Annotated in this window: 16 protein-coding genes and 1 tRNA gene; 8 read left to right on the plus strand and 9 right to left on the minus strand. The window is 66.4% G+C overall.

The window, feature by feature from the left end; genetic code table 11:
• Positions 1-67: 67 nt before the first annotated feature.
• Both C8J42_RS12255 and C8J42_RS12260 read left to right on the plus strand, forming a co-directional pair.
• On the plus strand, positions 68-2,578 hold the full coding sequence (locus C8J42_RS12255) for a DegT/DnrJ/EryC1/StrS family aminotransferase (RefSeq protein WP_133020252.1): 2,511 nt from the start codon (positions 68-70) through the stop codon (positions 2,576-2,578).
• Positions 2,579-2,592: 14 nt separating this feature from the next.
• Entirely contained in the window at positions 2,593-3,696 is a 1,104-nt protein-coding gene (locus tag C8J42_RS12260; protein WP_133020253.1) for a glycosyltransferase family A protein, read from the plus strand.
• Positions 3,697-3,715: 19 nt separating this feature from the next.
• Here the strand turns inward: C8J42_RS12260 and C8J42_RS12265 are convergent, their stop codons facing one another.
• Positions 3,716-4,420, minus strand: a complete 705-nt coding sequence (locus C8J42_RS12265) for a murein L,D-transpeptidase catalytic domain family protein (RefSeq protein WP_056063892.1) — start codon at positions 4,418-4,420, stop codon at positions 3,716-3,718.
• A 204-nt stretch (positions 4,421-4,624) separates the two neighbouring features.
• Here C8J42_RS12265 and C8J42_RS12270 point away from each other — a divergent pair, with 204 nt between their 5' ends.
• Entirely contained in the window at positions 4,625-5,239 is a 615-nt protein-coding gene (locus C8J42_RS12270) for a L,D-transpeptidase family protein (RefSeq protein ID WP_243644354.1), read from the plus strand.
• A gap of 183 nt (positions 5,240-5,422) precedes the next feature.
• Here the strand turns inward: C8J42_RS12270 and C8J42_RS12275 are convergent, their stop codons facing one another.
• Positions 5,423-6,037: an HAD family phosphatase gene (locus C8J42_RS12275; protein ID WP_133020474.1), complete on the minus strand. Its 615-nt coding sequence runs from the start codon at positions 6,035-6,037 to the stop codon at positions 5,423-5,425.
• A 4-nt stretch (positions 6,038-6,041) separates the two neighbouring features.
• A complete protein-coding gene (gene ykgO / locus C8J42_RS12280; protein WP_003046794.1) occupies positions 6,042-6,167 on the minus strand; it encodes a type B 50S ribosomal protein L36 in 126 nt (41 codons plus the stop codon).
• A gap of 157 nt (positions 6,168-6,324) precedes the next feature.
• Here ykgO and C8J42_RS12285 point away from each other — a divergent pair, with 157 nt between their 5' ends.
• The 5 genes from C8J42_RS12285 (at position 6,325) to C8J42_RS12305 (ending at position 10,658) form a co-directional block, all read left to right on the plus strand.
• The gene (locus tag C8J42_RS12285; RefSeq protein ID WP_056063889.1) at positions 6,325-6,951 is read left to right on the plus strand and encodes a DUF4136 domain-containing protein; all 627 of its coding nucleotides are present in this window, start codon (positions 6,325-6,327) and stop codon (positions 6,949-6,951) included.
• Positions 6,952-6,962: 11 nt separating this feature from the next.
• Positions 6,963-8,081: a M14-type cytosolic carboxypeptidase gene (locus tag C8J42_RS12290; protein WP_133020475.1), complete on the plus strand. Its 1,119-nt coding sequence runs from the start codon at positions 6,963-6,965 to the stop codon at positions 8,079-8,081.
• Positions 8,082-8,204: 123 nt separating this feature from the next.
• Positions 8,205-8,891 carry a 2,3-diphosphoglycerate-dependent phosphoglycerate mutase gene (gene gpmA, locus C8J42_RS12295; RefSeq protein ID WP_133020254.1) on the plus strand — a complete coding sequence of 229 codons (687 nt, stop codon included), beginning with the start codon at positions 8,205-8,207 and terminating at the stop codon, positions 8,889-8,891.
• A gap of 211 nt (positions 8,892-9,102) precedes the next feature.
• On the plus strand, positions 9,103-9,579 hold the full coding sequence (gene purE / locus C8J42_RS12300) for a 5-(carboxyamino)imidazole ribonucleotide mutase (protein WP_133020255.1): 477 nt from the start codon (positions 9,103-9,105) through the stop codon (positions 9,577-9,579).
• An 11-nt stretch (positions 9,580-9,590) separates the two neighbouring features.
• Positions 9,591-10,658: a 5-(carboxyamino)imidazole ribonucleotide synthase gene (locus C8J42_RS12305; protein ID WP_133020256.1), complete on the plus strand. Its 1,068-nt coding sequence runs from the start codon at positions 9,591-9,593 to the stop codon at positions 10,656-10,658.
• A gap of 166 nt (positions 10,659-10,824) precedes the next feature.
• Here C8J42_RS12305 and C8J42_RS12310 read toward each other — a convergent pair.
• The 6 genes from C8J42_RS12310 to C8J42_RS12335 all read right to left on the minus strand — a co-directional run bounded on the left by C8J42_RS12310 (position 10,825) and on the right by C8J42_RS12335 (position 14,667).
• Positions 10,825-10,900 (minus strand) — tRNA-Phe (locus C8J42_RS12310).
• Between the two features lie 53 nt (positions 10,901-10,953).
• Positions 10,954-11,127: a DNA gyrase inhibitor YacG gene (gene yacG, locus C8J42_RS12315; RefSeq protein WP_082441491.1), complete on the minus strand. Its 174-nt coding sequence runs from the start codon at positions 11,125-11,127 to the stop codon at positions 10,954-10,956.
• Positions 11,124-12,083: a ribonuclease gene (locus tag C8J42_RS12320; RefSeq protein ID WP_056063876.1), complete on the minus strand. Its 960-nt coding sequence runs from the start codon at positions 12,081-12,083 to the stop codon at positions 11,124-11,126. Before C8J42_RS12320 ends, yacG begins: the two co-directional genes overlap by 4 nt.
• The gene (locus C8J42_RS12325) at positions 12,076-12,642 is read right to left on the minus strand and encodes a nucleoside triphosphate pyrophosphatase (RefSeq protein ID WP_056063873.1); all 567 of its coding nucleotides are present in this window, start codon (positions 12,640-12,642) and stop codon (positions 12,076-12,078) included. Before C8J42_RS12325 ends, C8J42_RS12320 begins: the two co-directional genes overlap by 8 nt.
• Before the next feature lie 48 nt (positions 12,643-12,690).
• Positions 12,691-12,909 carry a translation initiation factor IF-1 gene (gene infA / locus C8J42_RS12330; RefSeq protein ID WP_031441079.1) on the minus strand — a complete coding sequence of 73 codons (219 nt, stop codon included), beginning with the start codon at positions 12,907-12,909 and terminating at the stop codon, positions 12,691-12,693.
• A 282-nt stretch (positions 12,910-13,191) separates the two neighbouring features.
• The gene (locus tag C8J42_RS12335) at positions 13,192-14,667 is read right to left on the minus strand and encodes a site-specific DNA-methyltransferase (RefSeq protein ID WP_133020257.1); all 1,476 of its coding nucleotides are present in this window, start codon (positions 14,665-14,667) and stop codon (positions 13,192-13,194) included.
• Between the last annotated feature and the right edge of the window lie 6 nt (positions 14,668-14,673).

Genomic DNA, 14,673 nt, shown 5'->3' on the forward strand with positions numbered 1-14,673 from the left:
TGGCAGCGTAACTGGTTCTTAGGAGGCCGTGGATCATAGGTCTGCGGCACAACAGACCGGATCGCCGATGAAACGCCTCCCCCTGATCGCGCCGAACCCGCCGCGGCTGAGCGAGCACCTCGATGCGCTGCGCCGTGTCGAGGCGTCGGGCGTGTTCAGCAACAACGGTCCCGAGGTTCGCGCGTTCGAGGCCGGCGTCACCGATAAGCTCTTCGGCGGCCACGGCGCCAGCCTCGCCGTCGGCAATGCCACGCTCGGGCTGATGCTCGCGATTCGCCACGCATCGGGGATGCGGACCGGCGGGCTGAACCCGAAACAGGGCACGCTTGCGCTGATGCCCGCGCTCACCTTCGCCGCGACCGCACAGGCCGCGGCATGGGCGGGGCTGACGCCGCTGGTCTGCGACATCGACGCAAACGACTGGGGAGCGTGCGCGCTGGAGGAAGAGCGGCTGCTCCAGCGCCACGGCGAGCGGATCGGCGTGGTCGTGCCCTATGCGACGTTCGGCAACGCGATCGACCTCGACCGCTACGTCCATTTCCAGCGGCGCTACGGCGTCGGCGTCGTGATCGACGCAGCCTCCTCGCTCGGCACGCTCGACGATTCGGGGCTCGGCTTCGGTGCACGCGCGCCGTTCGCGGTGGTCCATTCGATGCACGCGACCAAGACGTTCGCGGTGGGCGAGGGCGGTCTGATCCACAGCGGCGACGTCGACCTGATCGCGACGCTGCGGTCGATGGGCAATTTCGGGTTCGAGGGCAGCCGCAACGCCACGCTGCCCGGTATCAACGCCAAGCTGCCCGAGATCACCGCGATCATGGCGCAGACCAAGCTGGCCGAGATCGACGGAATCGCCGACCACCGCGCCGTGCTGGAGGATGCCTACCGCGCCACGCTCCCCGGCTTCCAGTTCCAGGCGGTATCGGGCCGGCGTCGCTCGATGCAGTTCATGCCGGTGCTGCTTCCCGAGCACATCGCGCATCACCGCGACGCGATCGTCGAGGCGATCGAGGCGGACGGCGTCGGCTGCGGCCGCTATTTCAGCCCGCATCTCGGCGAACAGCCCTGGTTCCAGGCGACCGCGATGATCGAGCCGACCCCGGTCGCCGACAGGATCGCCGGGCGGATGCTGTCGCTCCCGATCACCGATGCGATGTCGGTCGCAGACGCGCGACGTGCCGCCGAAGCGCTCGCGAACGCGTGTGCGGCGATCGTCCGGCCGCTCGACCGGCGTGCATCGGTGCGCGGAGCGGGCGGCAAGATCGCCTCGGTCATCGTGATCGGCGGCGGCCCCGCGGGGACGGCGATGCTGACGTCGGCGACGAAACGCGGCCTGCTCCCCGATCTCGCCGCGTCCGGCCTGATGGTGATCGAGCGCGGCAATGCGATCGGCGGCGGGCGGCTCGGGCGCTATGCGATCACGTCGGATTCGACCGCGCAGACGTTCCTGACCGCGGTCCGAGGCAACGTGCATCCCGAACTCGCGCGGCTGGTCGACCATCCCGCCGGACGTGCGGTCGCAGCACATGAGGGCGCGCTCGGCGTGCCGTTGACCGAGGTCGGGCCACTGCTGCGCGCGACCGGTGACCGGCTGACCGATATCGTTCGCGCCCATGGTGGCGTCGTGCTGACCGGGCACGAGGCGCTGGGCGCAAAGCGCGTCGGCGAAGGCCTGTGGAGCGTACAGGTCCGCCGCCTCGCCGATGGCCATGTCTTCGAGCAACTCGCGCGCAACATCGTCGTCGCGACCGGCGGTCACCAGCCGCTCGACCGGCTCGCCACGCAGCGGGTCGCGGGCGCCGGCCTGATGGAGTTGGCGAGCGGGCGCCTGCTCCAGTCCGACGACGTGCTGACGACCGGCGGGTTCGAGAAGGTCGCCGATATCCTGACCGGCAAGCGCGCGCCGAAGATCGCGGTGATCGGCGGTTCGACCAGCGCGTTGACCACGATCGCGCTGCTGCTCAAGAGCCAGCCGCCGCTGCCGTTGGGGGCAGGGGCCATCACGCTCCTGCACCGCAAGCCGCTCCGCCCCTTCTATCATTCGGTCGAGGCCGCGCACGCCGAAGGGTTCACCGATTTCGGTCCCGACGACATCTGTCCGGTGTCGGGGTTCGTCTACCGCCTCGCCGGTTTCCGCCTCGAAGCGCGTGACCTCGTGCTGCGGATGCTCGGTATCGACGGCCGTGTGCCCGATCCCCGCGTGGCGCTGCACCGGATCACGGGCGACGACGATGCAGTCGCACAGGCGGCAATCGCGGAAGCCGACCTCGTCATCGCGGCGCTGGGCTATCGACCGATCGCGATGCCGCTCGCCGATCGAGACGGCACGCAGATGCCGCTGGCCGCGCATGACGGAAAGCCGATGGTCGACCGCCACTGCCGGATCGTCGACGATCAGGGCGCACCGATCCCGGGCCTGTACGGGCTCGGCCTTGCCGCCGGCTTCGTGCCTTGGGGTGCTCTCGGTGGCGAATCCAGTTTCTCCGGGCAGGCCAATGGCTTATGGCTCTGGCAGAACGACGTGGGGTTGATGATAATCGATCAGGTGATGGCATCGAAGGCACTGGCAGCAGCGTGACGTCGGACGACCGAATGGCTGATCCCGTCGTGAGCCCCGCCGTTAGCCCCGTCGTCAGCGTGGTCATGGCGGCGTATAACGGCGCCGGGTTGATCGAGGAAACGCTCGCCAGCCTGCAAGCGCAGACCTTCACCGATTTCGAGGTGATCGTCGTCGACGATTGCTCGACCGACGACACCCGCGAGGTGGTGCGCGCCTGGCCAGATCCCCGCGTGCGACTGGTCCAGATGGCGAAGAACGGCGGCCCGGTACTCGCGCGCAACCGCGGGTTTGCCGAGGCGCGCGGCCGCTACATCGCCGCGCTCGACCATGACGACATCTGCCGCCCCGATCGCTTCGCCCGTCAGGTCGCGTATCTTGACGCGCATCCAAACACCGTCTTGCTAGGCACCGCCGCCGAACTCCTGACCGCCGGCGTGGTCGGCCCGTCCAGCTACGCGCCGACCACCACGCCCGCGCTGGTCGCATGGCTCACCTGCATCGAGAACCCCCTGGTCTGGTCGTCGACGATGATGCGGACGGAGGTGGCGCGACAGCTCGACCCGGTGACCCGGCCGGAGCTCCTGTATGCCGAGGATTTCGACCTGTATCAGCGGATCCAGCATTTCGGCGCGATCGCACGGCTGGACGAGGCGCTGGTGCTGTACCGCGTCCACCCCGGCGGCGTCTCGAAGCGGTTCGTCGATACGATGGAAGCCGCCTCGGTCCGCGTCCTGACCGAACGCTATGCCCGGCTGTTCGACGATCGCGCGGAGCGGATCGCGCGCCTGATCATGCTGCACAACATGGCCAAGCGCCCGGTGCCCGATCGCGCCGCGCTGGCCACGCTGGGCAGTGCGCTGAGCGTGATTCAGGCCGACTTCCTCGCGACGCACGACTGCTCGGCACACGATATCCGCCTGATCCGCTGGGAGACCGCGCGGCGCTGGGGCGATATCGGCCGGGCAGGGCTGCGTGCCGGGACGGTCAGCCTGCAAGACGTGCTGGCGGTGCGACCCGATCATCTCGGGCTCGGCTATGCTGGCGTCGAAGCGCTATTGTGGTCGGGGCTCATCGGCGGCGTCAGACGCGCCCGCCGGAGGATGCAGCAGAGCCGCATGGCCCAGACCGCGGAGTAGCGCGGTCCGGGCCGGTATTTCAGACCTTGGCGGCGTAGATCATCCGACCGGCACCAAGCCGTGCGAACACCTGGTCGAGATCGCGCTCGCCAACCGCGAAGCAGCCCTGGCTGCGACCGAGCATGCCATGGCTCTCGATCATGTCCTTGTTCGCGTACCACGCCGAATGCACGACGATCGCACGATCGAGCGCGTTGTCATTGGTCGGATCGAGCCCGATCAGGCGCTGCGAGCGGCCATGCTTGCCGACGTAATAATCGTCGGTGACAAACGCGCCCTCGGACGAAGCGTTCGAGCCGAAGCGGTTCGAGAAGCGCTCCAGATACCCGGTGTGCGCCGGATCCGACCCGCTGCCATGCGCGACCAGCAGCGACGTGCTGCGTCCGCTGGCGAGATCGATGAAGTGGAAGCGCGGCTTGCCCGACGGTGCCGCGAAATCGGCGATCGCGATCCGATCGTGATGCTGGATGCGGCTGCCGTGGCGGCTGAGCGACGCCATTGCCTGACGCAGCAGGTCGGGACGAACCACCTTCGGCGAGGTCAGCGCGACCGTCGTGCGCGGCAGCGGTGGCTGCGTCATCGGCTTCAAATCACGTGCGGTCAGCGGACGTCCGAGACGCGTCGTCGCCGACACTGCCCCCGGCACCACCAAAGCCCCCGCCAATACCAAACCATTCTTCAGAAGCGCGCGTCGTTCGCGCACAAGACCTTGCTCGTCGTGCATCGATTTTCCCGAAATTGCCCCGTTTCTTGGAGACCCGTATAGCCGATTTTTCGTGAATATTCTGCAACCATTTCCACTGGTTGTGGGTCCGTTCCCTCGAACTACCCCGGCTTGGGGTCGGTTCGTCGACTCGATCCGCCGACGGCACGTTTTCGAGAATCGCGCGTTGGGCGGAAATATCGGGATTCGAGGACGGACGCGACGATGGGCAAGATGGCGAACGGGACGGCGCGGTCTTTCATGGCAATGGGGCTGACCTTTGCGATCCTCGCGGGCGCAAACCCCGCGCAGGCCGCATCGGCCGCTGCCATCGCCGCGATGCCGATCGAGCAGGCCGCGACCGCACTCTCGCCCAATCAGTTCGTCTGGAAGGACAATGGCTCCAGCGAACCCGTCAGCGTCGTCGTCAGCCTGATGGAGCAGCGCGCGTTCGTCTATCGCGGGTCGGTAATGATCGCGGCGACGACGATCTCCAGCGGCAAGGATGGCAAGGATACGCCGGTCGGCACCTATCCGATCCTGCAGAAGAACGCGGTCCACAAGTCGAGCTTGTACGATGATGCATCGATGCCGTTCATGCAGCGGCTGACCTGGGATGGCATCGCCATCCACGCAGGCCGCAACCCGGGTTTCCCCGCCTCACACGGCTGCATCCGCGTGCCGCTCGGTTTCGCCAAGCAGTTGTTCGGCGTGACGACGCTGGGGACGACCGTGACGGTGACCGATGATTTCGAGGATGGCGTGATGCCGGAGGCGCCGGTCGCGGATCAGGAAACGGCGGTGGCGAACCTGCGCCAGTCGATTTCGCTGGAGCAGTGATTTTGCCAGGCGGCCATCTCGGTTGATCTGCTACCCGACCGTCATCCCCGCGGAGGCGGGGACCCATAACCTCAAACGATCGCGATCATGCCGCAAGGTTTGCCAGTATGGGTTCCCGCCTACGCGGGAATGACGATTAAATGTTTGATGGGAATAAACGCCGAACAGGTCTGAGGGTAACGGCTAAGCCGCGACTGGGAGCCCAAGCTCAACCAACCGCGCGCGAAAATCCGCCGCATCGGTAAACAGCACCGATTCGATCCCCAACGCCTGCGCGCCTGCCACGTTCGCCGCATTATCGTCGACGAACACAGCATCCTCCGCCGCCAACCCGAATCGCTCCAGCGCCAGCCGATAGATCGCCGCATCCGGCTTCACCATCTTCTCCTCGCCCGACACGACCACGTCGCGGAACCGGTCAAACAGCTGTGCTTCACGCGCGCGGAAGGGTGGCCAGAACTCGTGGCTGAAGTTCGTGATCGCGAACAGCGGTACGCCGGCCGCGTCCAGCTCCTCGACGATCTCCTGCATCCCGGCGATTTGCGCACCGATGCTCTCGTTGAATCGCGGCCCCCAGGCGGCGATCAGGTCGGCATGCTGCGGATACAGCGCGGCCCGCTCCGCCGAGGTGTCGGCGAAGTCGCGGCCAGCGTCATGCTGGAAGTGCCAATCGATCGTCACGACGTCGCGCAGGAACGCGTCGAGCGCCCGATCGTCGTCGATCAGGCGCTCGTACAGGATCCGGGGATCCCAGTCGTAAAGGACACGACCGACGTCAAAGATGACGGCCGTTATCAGGGCTTTAGCCCTGGCGTGCCTTGAAGCGACGGTTGGTCTTGTTGATAACGTAGGTACGGCCACGACGACGGATCACGCGGTTATCGCGGTGACGATCCTTGAGCGACTTCAGGGAATTGCGGATCTTCATGATCGATTCGCTTCTTTTCAAATCTAGGTGTGCGGAAAGACGGGATCGCCTAATGGCGGGGTGTGTCCAAGTCAAGCAACGGACACGCTCCTACCATCCGGGAACCCACTCGGCTGGTCGGAGCGTTACTATAGCGCAACATTCTAAGGAAGTCCCGATGGCGGTTCGTTCGATCCTGGTCCTGGCGCTGGCAAGCGCATCTCTCACCGCGTGCGCGACCGGCCCGTCGCTGCCGCCGACCGAGGTGCTGCGCTATCATCTCGGCGAGCCGATCGACCGTGGCACCATCGCCGTCCAGCCGTTGACCGCCGGCGGCCCGGCCAGCATCGAGTTCAAGACCTATGCCGCCGCCGTACAGGGCCAGTTGCTCCAGGCCGGCTACAGCGTCCCCGCACCCGGCGCCAAGCCATTGCTGGTTGCCACCGTAGGCTTCACCCGCACCACGCAGGCAGGGCCGCCCAAGCAGTCGCCGATCAGCATCGGCATCGGTGGCGGCGGCTTCAGCGGTGGCGGTGGTCGTCGTGGTGGCGGTGGTGGCGTCGGGCTCGGCGGCGGGGTCGGCTTCCCGATCGGCGGCGGCGGCAGCACCGCGATCCTCGTCTCCGAGCTGTCGGTGACGATCAAGCGCACCGCCGACCAGTCGCCCGTCTGGGAAGGCCGCGCGCAGTCGTTCGCCGACGCCCGCAAGGAGGATGCGCGGACCGATATCCAGGCCGACAAGCTCGCGCGCGCATTGTTCATGGGGTTCCCCGGCGAGTCCGGTCGCACTATCCAGGTGAAATGAACGCGCAAACCATGAGCCCGACCGTCAACGCAGCCTTCGATGGCGGCAACATCCGTGTTGTCGCCGTCGAGGGAGACCGAATCGACCTGGAGATCGTCACCGATTTCCAGTCCGACTTCTTCCAGTGGTTCTATTTCCGGGTGGCGGGGGCGGCTGGCCGCACGCTGACCTACCGGATCCTGAACGCTGGCAAGTCGGCCTATCCGTTCGGCTGGCCCGGTTACAAGACGCGGGCCAGCACCGATCGGCGGGCGTGGCGGATGATCGAGACGCGCTATGAGAATGGCGTGCTCGAATTCGACTTCACCGCCGACACCGATCTCGCCTGGTTCGCGTATTTCGCGCCCTACACGATGGAAATGCACGAGGCGCTGGTGGCGCGCACCGCGCTGCTGCCAGGCGTCGCGCACCGCGAACTTGGCCGGTCGCTCGACGGGCAGGCGATCGATTGCTTCACGATCGGCTCGGGGCCGAAGCAGGTCTGGATCTACGGCCGCCAGCACCCCGGCGAATCGATGACCGAATGGTGGATGGAAGGCGCACTCGAACGCCTCACCGATTCGACCGACCCGATCACCGCGGCTCTGCTGGCGAAGGCGACCTTCAACGTCGTTCCCAACATGAACCCGGACGGCACGCGCCGCGGTCATCTGCGCACCAATGCCGTGGGGGTGAACCTCAACCGCGAATGGCACACGCCGACGCCGGAGAAGAGCCCGGAAGTCCTGTGCGTCCGCAATGCGATGGACCTGACCGGCGTCGACGTCGCGATGGACATCCACGGCGACGAGGCGATCCCGGCGAACTTCATCGCCGGCTTCGAGGGCATCCCGTCCTGGACCGACGCGCACGGCGAGAAATTCTACGAATACGGCCGTCGTCTCGCGGCGCACACGCCCGATTTCCAGACCGAGAAGGGCTATCCCAAGTCCGCACCTGGGACCGCGAACCTGTCGATGTCGACCAACCAGCTCGCCGAGCGCTTCGGCGCGGTGTCGATGACGCTGGAGATGCCGTTCAAGGATCACGACGCCAACGCCGATTCCGAATTCGGCTGGTCGCCCGAGCGGTCGAAACAGCTCGCGCATGCGATGCTAGAGACGCTTGCCGCCATGATCGACGAAATCTGACCCGATAACAACGGCTTGGCACGGTCCGGAGGCTTGGGTTCAAGCGCTGCGGACCGTGCGTTGGCCTAACCTTATCCTAACCTTTGAACCCTTCCGTTCAGTCCCGCCATCCCAGGAGCCCGAATGCCGACCCTAGTCCTGATCCGCCACGGCCAGTCCACCTGGAACCTCGAGAACCGCTTCACCGGCTGGTGGGACGTCGACATGACCGCCAAGGGCGAGGCCGAAGCCAAGGCCGCCGGCGAGCTGATGGCTGCCAAGGGCTTCGACTTCGACCAGACCTTCGTCAGCCTCCAAACGCGGGCCATCAAGACGCTCAACATCGCGCTGGAGGCGATGGGCCGGCTCTGGCTCCCGGTCGAGAAGGACTGGCGCCTGAACGAGCGGCATTACGGCGGCCTCACCGGCCTCGACAAGGCCGAGACCGCGGCCAAGCACGGCGACGCGCAGGTCCACATCTGGCGCCGCAGCTTCGACGTCCCGCCCCCCGTGCTCGACGACGACAGCGAGTTCGACCTGTCCAAGGACCGCCGCTACGACGGCATCGCCATCCCCAAGACCGAAAGTCTCAAGGACACCATCGCCCGCGTCCTCCCCTATTGGGACGAGCGCATCGCTCCGGCGCTCAAGGACGGCCAGCGCATCCTGATCTCCGCCCATGGCAACTCGCTCCGCGCGCTGGTCAAGCACCTCTCGAACATCCCCGACGACGAGATCACCGGCCTTGAGATCCCGACCGGCCAGCCGATCGTCTACGAACTCGACGCCGACCTGACCGCGACGGACCGCTACTACCTGAGCGAGCGCTGACGCCACCGGCCCTTACTGCTCCCCTCCCTGGAAGGGAGGGGCCGGGGGTGGGTCGGCCGCTTGGTGACCACGACGTCCGACAACCGGCCGCCCCACCCCCAACCCCTCCCTTCTAGGGAGGGGAGCAGTAGGCCAAGTCCGACGCCACCAAAACATTGCCCAATCCCCCCCACGTCGCTAGGCACGGCGCTCCTTTGATCCGGGGACGGAAATGGCTCTAGTCGGCATCATCATGGGCAGCACCTCCGATTGGGAGACGATGCGCCACGCCGCCGAGACGCTCGACGCGCTCGACGTCGCCTACGAAACCAAGGTCGTCTCCGCGCACCGCACGCCGCAACGCCTGTACGATTATGCGACCACCGCCGCCGATCGCGGCCTCAAGGTGGTGATCGCCGGTGCCGGCGGCGCGGCGCACCTCCCCGGCATGGCCGCCTCGATGACGCACCTCCCGGTGCTCGGGGTACCGGTCGAATCGAAGGCGCTGAAGGGCATGGATAGCCTGCTCTCGATCGTCCAGATGCCCGGCGGCATCCCGGTCGGCACGCTCGCGATCGGCAAGCCCGGCGCGATCAACGCCGGGCTGCTCGCCGCGGCGATCCTCGCGACATCCGATGACGCGCTGGCCGAGCGCCTGAAAACATGGCGCGCCGCCCAGACCGACGCCGTCGCCGCCGACCCCGCCTGAAAGACGCTGACATGACGCCGCTTCCCCCCGGATCGACCATCGGCATCCTCGGCGGAGGCCAGCTCGGCCGCATGCTCGCGACCGCCGCGGCACAGCTCGGCTATAACACGCACGTCCTCGCGCCCGACCAGGAGAGCATCGCCGCGCAGTCCGCCTCGACCATGACGCGCGCGGATTACCACAACCGCATCGTGCTTGCCGACTTCGCCGGCGCCTGCGACGTCATCACCTACGAGTTCGAGAACATCGCGGTCGAGCCCGTGGAATGGCTGGCAGATCGCGTCCCCGTCCACCCGAGCCCCCGCGCGCTCCGCGTGGCACAGGAGCGGATCGGCGAAAAACGCTTCGTGGAGAGCGTCGGCGGCCGTCCGGCACCGTGGGCCGCAGTCGACAGCCTCGAAAGCCTGCAGGCGGGCCTGAAGGCGATCGGCACCCCCGCCATCCTCAAGACCGCCCGCTTCGGCTATGACGGCAAGGGCCAGGTCAAGATCGACACGCCCGAAGGTGCGCAGGCCGCCTGGGACACGATCGGCGGTCCCGCGGTGCTCGAAGCCTTCGTACCGTTCGAGCACGAGTTCTCGATCCTGATCGCCCGCGGCCTCGATGGCAGCATCGTGCGCTACGATCCACCGCTCAACGTCCACCGCGACGCGATCCTTCGCCACTCCACCGTCCCCGCACCAGTGGCCGTACTGGCCCAAGCCGACGAAGCCGCAACGCTGGCCGAACGGATCGCCGCCGAACTCGGCTATGTCGGCGTACTGGCGTGCGAGTTCTTCGTCGGCGCCGACGGCCCGGTCTTCAACGAGATGGCCCCCCGCGTGCACAATTCCGGCCACTGGACGATCGAAGGTGCCGAATGTTCGCAATTCGAAAACCACATCCGCGCGATCTGCGGCCTGCCATTGGGCGCGACGACGCTGACCGGGCGTGAAGCGACGATGGAGAACCTGATCGGCGACGACGCGGACCGCTGGGCGGAGCTGCTTGGCGAGCCCAACGCGCACCTGCACCTGTATGGCAAGGGTACCGCGCGGCCGGGGCGGAAGATGGGCCACGTCACGCGGATCGTCCGCTAGCGCTGGTTCCGTTCTAGAACCTGCCCCTTCCGTTCGCCCTGAGCGAAGTCGAAGGGTGTGCCCCAAGCGAAGGTGCTTCGACTTCGCTCAGCACGAACGGATTTTGGGCAGCATCACGCGTGCCTCGGAGAGTAAGGCGGCAGTGCTGATCACAAGGTAAAAAAAATGGTGCCCGGAGACGGGGTCGAACCGCCGACACTGCGATTTTCAGTCGCATGCTCTACCAACTGAGCTATCCGGGCACGTCCGGTCTGGGACCGGAGAAGCGTCCGACCTTGCGATCGGAAGGGCGCGTTTAGTCGGGGTCTTCGGCGCTGTCCAGCCCCGTTTGCGAGATTGCGCGGCCGGGAATGCGATAGCCTTCACCGAGCCACTGCAACAGGTCGCGGTCGCGGTGGCGGCTCGAGCAGAACGGCTTGTACTCGGCGACCGCGGGCTGGTCGCAGATCGGGCATTTGACGGTCGTCATCGGGCACTCTCCAGTTCGTGGACGACGCCCGTGCGGCGTGCGAGTTCCGCAATCCAATCTGAGCGCGTCATCAGGCGCGTGTGGACGGCTGTGGGCAGGGTGTGACGGCGCGAGGCGGTCGGCGGCGCGCGTTCAAGCGTGCGGAGTGCCGCGCGGGTCGCTGCACCGACCGGATCGGCGCGGAGAATCTCGGGGATCGACGCACGGGGCCTTGGCCGGACGATCTGGAGGAAACCAAACCCGTTCATCGCGGTGCGCTCGAACGGTTGTGTTAGGGACTCGTCGATCGCGGCGGCGACGGCGTTGCGCTGCGCCTTGCCGGCGATCGTCGGGAAATCGATCCCGATCGAGCCGCCGATGCCGTGTCGGCGTATCGCCCGCGCCACGGCATGCGCGGCGGCAACCGCAAGCGTGTCCAGCGGTGGCGCGCCGTCGACGTCGAACAATGTCATCGCTGGCGTCGGCGAAAGCCGCAGCGCGCCGAGCGGGAACACGATCTCGCCACTCACAGCCTCGTCGAGCAGTTCGGACCAACCCGCTGCCTCCAATGCATCGGGTTCATGCGGGCGCGGGCTGCGGACGGGCAGGCCGGTCGCCACGAGGCGCTCGTACAGCGTCGGAGCGGGGCAGGGCGGCAGGTCGCTGGGAGCGGCCTTAGCGAGCTTCGCACGGCCCGCTTCGGGGAGGGCTTCACGGACGATCTCGACGGTGAGGCTGGCGCCCTGCGTGATGCCAGGGGGGAGGTGGTTGATCAGCGCTTCGCCACCATCGAGCGCGACGCGGCCACGCCGGCCCGGGAGGAGTTCGACAAGCCGCGCGCGGGCGACGAGGCCGACCTTCAGTGCGTCAGTGTCGAGTTCGATCGCAGCTTCGATAATCTGATCATCGTCCACCAGCGCGGCGCGCGCTTCGCCGATACCGGCCTCGTAGAGCCATGCAGGCCCCGTATCAGGCAAGTGCGACGCCTGCGGTCTTCAACAGCGCGCGCGTCTCGAACAGGGGCAGGCCTACGACGCCAGAATGGCTGCCCGACAGGAAGCGAACGAACGCCTCCGCGCGGCCTTGGATCGCATAGCCGCCGGCCTTGCCAAGACCTTCGCCGCACGCGAGATAATCGTCGATCTCGGCAGGCGAGAGCGGCTTGAACGCAACGATCGTATCGGCGATGCGCGTCCGGACCTTGCCGGTCGCGTCGATCACGCAGACCGCGGACAGGCAATGGTGGCGTCGACCCGACAGCTTGCCGAGAAGGTCGCGCTGGATTTCGAGCGTGTCGGCGGGCGGCAGGATACGGCTGCCCAGCGCGATCGTGGTGTCGCCGGCGAGGACGATCTCGCCCTCGGCGCGCGCGACGGCACTTGCCTTCTCGATAGCGAGGCGAAGCGCATAGGCACGGGGCGGCTCGGCCTTGCGCGGGCTCTCGTCGATGTCGGGAGATTCCACGCGCGACGGCACGACGCCGAGCCGCGCGAGCAGGTCGCGGCGGCGGGGCGAGGAGGAGGCCAGGACCAGCATTGGTGCCTCGATGCTTGGGCTACGCACCGCGCGAACGGCGCGTGGCGCTTATTTGAAGCGGTAGGTGATGCGACCCTTGGTCAGATCGTACGGCGTGAGTTCGCACAGCACCTCGTCGCCGACCAGCACGCGGATGCGGTTCTTGCGCATCTTGCCGGCGGTGTGACCGAGAATCTCGTGGTCGTTTTCGAGCTGAACCCGGAACATCGCGTTGGGGAGCAATTCCACCACGCGGCCGCGCATCTCGAGCAGTTCTTCCTTGGCCAAATATAATCTCTGAATTGGGGGAATTTCGGGACGAGCGCCCTTACCGCAGGTTCGCGAAAAAGGAAAGCACGGCCGAAGGCGGACACGGACGTCATGCCCGGACCCGATGATCGAACTGTAGATATCGTCGTCCGGCATGATGGAAACAAGGGCGCGCGATGCAGCCCTCCGTCATCCTGACGAAAGTCAGGATCCAGGGTAGTGGGGGCAGCACCTTGCCGCTCTGGATCCTGACTTTCGCCAGGATGACGGGCGTTAGTTCGATCACGGCATTCAGGGGCGTCACAACAGGCTCGGCTGGAGCACGGTGGCCTCGCGCGCCGCACGCCGGAATGCTGCCCGGTCGACGTTGGGTATGCGCGGTCGCCTGCCCTGGAACAGGTCCGCGAGCGTCAGGATCTGAAGCTTGGGAAATGCCTCGTCAACGCCCGCGCGGTAGATGCCGACTGCGGCGGCGCGACGCTCCATCTCGCGCGTCGGCTTGGCGTTCATGATGAGTATGCCGATCGGTGCCTTCTCGCGTGCGATCGTCGCGGCGAGCGTCTCGACCATCGCGTTGTCGGGGTTGAGCCCGCCCTTCACCGACACGATCGCACGGTGCGTGACCATTTTGCCCGACGCCTGGTCATGATCGTTGAAGTAGATCAGCCCGTCGATCCCGCCATCGGCGCCCTTCTTCCTGCCGCCGAACGGGAGCGCGTCGACCATAGAGACGGCCCACCACTGGAACTGGTATTTGTCACGCAGCGCGAGATCATAGGCGGAAGCAAGATCCTTCGGTGTGCCCTCGACCGTGAAAGTGACGGCGGGAAACGCGTCCTTCATGCGCTTCTCGATCAGCGAGATGGCGAGGTGCGTGACGTCGATCCCGATCCATTGCCGCTTGAGCTTTTCCGCGGCGTGCACGGCCGTGCCGCAGCCACAGAACGGGTCGAGCACCACGTCGCCCTCGTTCGACGAGGCGGCGATGATGCGCTCGAGCAGCGCCACCGGCTTCTGCGTCGGATAGCCGAGCCGTTCCTTCGAGACCGGTGCGATAATTGGGATCTCCCAGACGTCGTTCATCGCGACGCCCAGCGAAATACCCGATTCCCGGGTAGGGTTCCGCGTGCCGTCGGCCATGAACGTGACCTTCTGCATCGCGCCTTTCCATCGCTTGAGCGAACTCGGCGATTGCGGCCCAGTGAGCGTGTTGAACAGATTGCCTGTCTCGCTCTTGGTATAGAATAGCAGGCAGTCGTGCATCCGCTGGAACCGGTGCGAGATCGATGGCCACCGTCGATAGCTCCAAATAATCTCGTTCTGGAAGTGCCGCTTGCCGAAGATCGCGTCGAGCAGCAGCTTCAGGTAATGGCTCGCGGTCGGATCGCAGTGGAGATACAGGCTGCCGGTCGGCTTCAGCACGCGATGCAGTTCGAGCAGCCGCACCGCCATCATCGCCAGATACGCCATCATGTCGTTGTCGCCGAGGAAGCCGCGCATCGCGTTGAGCAGGTCGAACGCCTTGGTGCTACCGCTCCGCGCGACCTGGTCGAAGGCGTCTTCGGCAGTCTCGTTCCAATGCCAGGTGTCCTCGAATGCCTCGATCTGCGCGTTGGAGGACTTGCCGTCGGGCTCCTTGAACAGGATGCCGTAATTGGCGTTCGAATTGAACGGCGGGTCCAGGTAGATCAGGTCGACGCTCTCATCGGCGATCTCCTTGCGGAGGACGGCAAGATTGTCGCCGTAGAAGAGATGATTCTCGGGACGGTTGCGCATTCGGTG

It is taken from the genome of Sphingomonas sp. PP-CE-1A-559 (assembly GCF_004340965.1).
Lineage (GTDB): Bacteria > Pseudomonadota > Alphaproteobacteria > Sphingomonadales > Sphingomonadaceae > Sphingomonas.